Below are 1,746 nucleotides of genomic sequence, written 5' to 3'. Positions count from 1 at the left end.
CGCGGAAGCGGCGGAAAGAGGCGCGGCCGGCGGAGTTGCTGGAAGCGGCCTTCGACCTGTTCGTGGAACGCGGCTTCGCCGCCACCCGGATCGACGACATCGCCGCCCGCGCCGGGGTCAGCAAGGGCACGGTCTACCTCTACTTCTCCAGCAAGCAGGCGGTGTTCGAGGCGCTGGTGCGCCAGGCGGTGCTGCCCAATGTCGAACGCCTGATCGGCGAGACGGCGCTGCCGGGGACGCCGGTGCTGGAGATTCTGCCCCGGCTGCTGCGCGCCATCATGAGCGTCGTGGTCGGATCGCCTCTGGCGCGGTTCCCGCGGCTGATCATCGCCGAGGCGCCGCAGTTTCCGGAGCTGGCGCAATTCTGGCGCGAGACAGTGATCGACCGGATGCTCGGCACTGTCTGCGGCCTGATCGAACGCGGCATCGCCGCCGGCGAGATCCGCCCGGTCGACCCGCCCGACACGGCACGGCTGCTGGTCGCGCCGCTGCTGATGGCGGTGATCTGGGGCTCCACCTTCGTGCGCGAGGGCGAGAGCTTCGATCTCGGGCTCTTCGTCGACCGCCATCTCGACATCTATCTGCGCGGCCTGGCGGTGGAGGTGCGGTCATGACGGCACGCTTTCGCATCGCCGCCATCGTGGTCGTGCTGGCTGTCATCGCCGCCGGCTGGTGGTTCGACCTGCCCGGCCGGCTCGGCTGGTACGGGACGCAAAGCGACACGCTGACCCTCTACGGCAATGTCGACATCCGCCAGGCCGAACTCGGCTTCCGCGTCTCCGGCAAGCTGGCCGAGATGGCGAAGGAGGAGGGCGAGGCGGTGACGGCGGGCACGGTGCTGGCCCGGCTGGACGACCGGCCGTTCCAGGACAGCCTGCGGGCCGCCCGCGCCACCGTCGCCGCGCGCCAGGCCGATCTCGATCGGCTGGTGGCGGGGCCGCGCGCGGCGGAGATCGCCCAGGGCCGCGCCACGGTGGCGGAGCGCCAGGCCGATCTGGAGAATGCCAGCCTGGCCTATGACCGCACCCAGCAGCTGCGGCAGGGCAACAACGCATCGCAATCCACGCTCGACCAGGACCAGGCCAACCGCGACATGGCCCAGGCGCGGCTGGATTCCGCCCACCAGGCGCTCGACCTGCTGCTGGAGGGCAACCGGGCCGAGGACATCGCCGCCGGCCGCGCCAACTTGGCCGGCGCCCAGGCCGACCTCGCCACCGCCGAGACCGCGCTGGCCGATGCGACGCTGGTGGCGCCGGCCGACGGCATCATCCTGTCGCGGGTGACCGAGCCGGGGGCGATCCTGGCGCCCAGCAGCGTCGCCTATGTGCTGTCGCTGACCAAGCCGGTCTGGATCCGCGCCTATGTCGCCGAACCCGATCTCGGCCGCATCCACCCGGGGCTGGAGGTGCAGGTGGTGACCGACACCCGGCCCGACCGCCCCTATCGCGGCCGCGTCGGCTTTGTCTCGCCGGTCGCCGAATTCACCCCGAAGACGGTGCAGACGCCGGAGCTGCGCACCGACCTCGTCTACCGCATGCGCATCATCGTCGACGACGCCGATGACGGCCTGCGCCAGGGCATGCCGGTCACCGTGCGCGTGCCGAAGGCGGGTTGAGATGGCTGGAATTGCTCAACAGCGCCCATCCTTTTCTTGTCCCCCCTCTGTTGGTGGGGTGCCGGCTTCGATCGCCATTGTGCCGTTCTTTTTCCAGTCCCCCCTCCCCTTGCGGGAGGGGGATAGGGGGA

Annotated in this window: 2 protein-coding genes; both read left to right on the top strand. The window is 70.7% G+C overall.

The features are described from left to right. A partial coding sequence (locus AC3XYG_RS42310) for a TetR/AcrR family transcriptional regulator (RefSeq protein ID WP_489145932.1) occupies positions 1-614 on the top strand: 614 nt, incomplete at its 5' end. Further along, on the top strand, positions 611-1,615 hold the full coding sequence (hlyD, locus tag AC3XYG_RS42305; protein ID WP_489145931.1) for a secretion protein HlyD: 1,005 nt from the start codon (positions 611-613) through the stop codon (positions 1,613-1,615). The genes AC3XYG_RS42310 and hlyD, both read left to right, overlap by 4 nt. The last annotated feature ends 131 nt before the right edge of the window (positions 1,616-1,746 follow it).

This window comes from Inquilinus sp. (genome assembly GCF_057815775.1).
This window is presented reverse-complemented; position numbering and strand designations above follow the sequence as displayed.

Coding starts and splice junctions, on each gene's coding strand:
- hlyD (WP_489145931.1), top strand. CDS start 611: ATGACGGCACGCTTTCGCATCGCCGCCATCGTGGTCGTGCTGGCTGTC.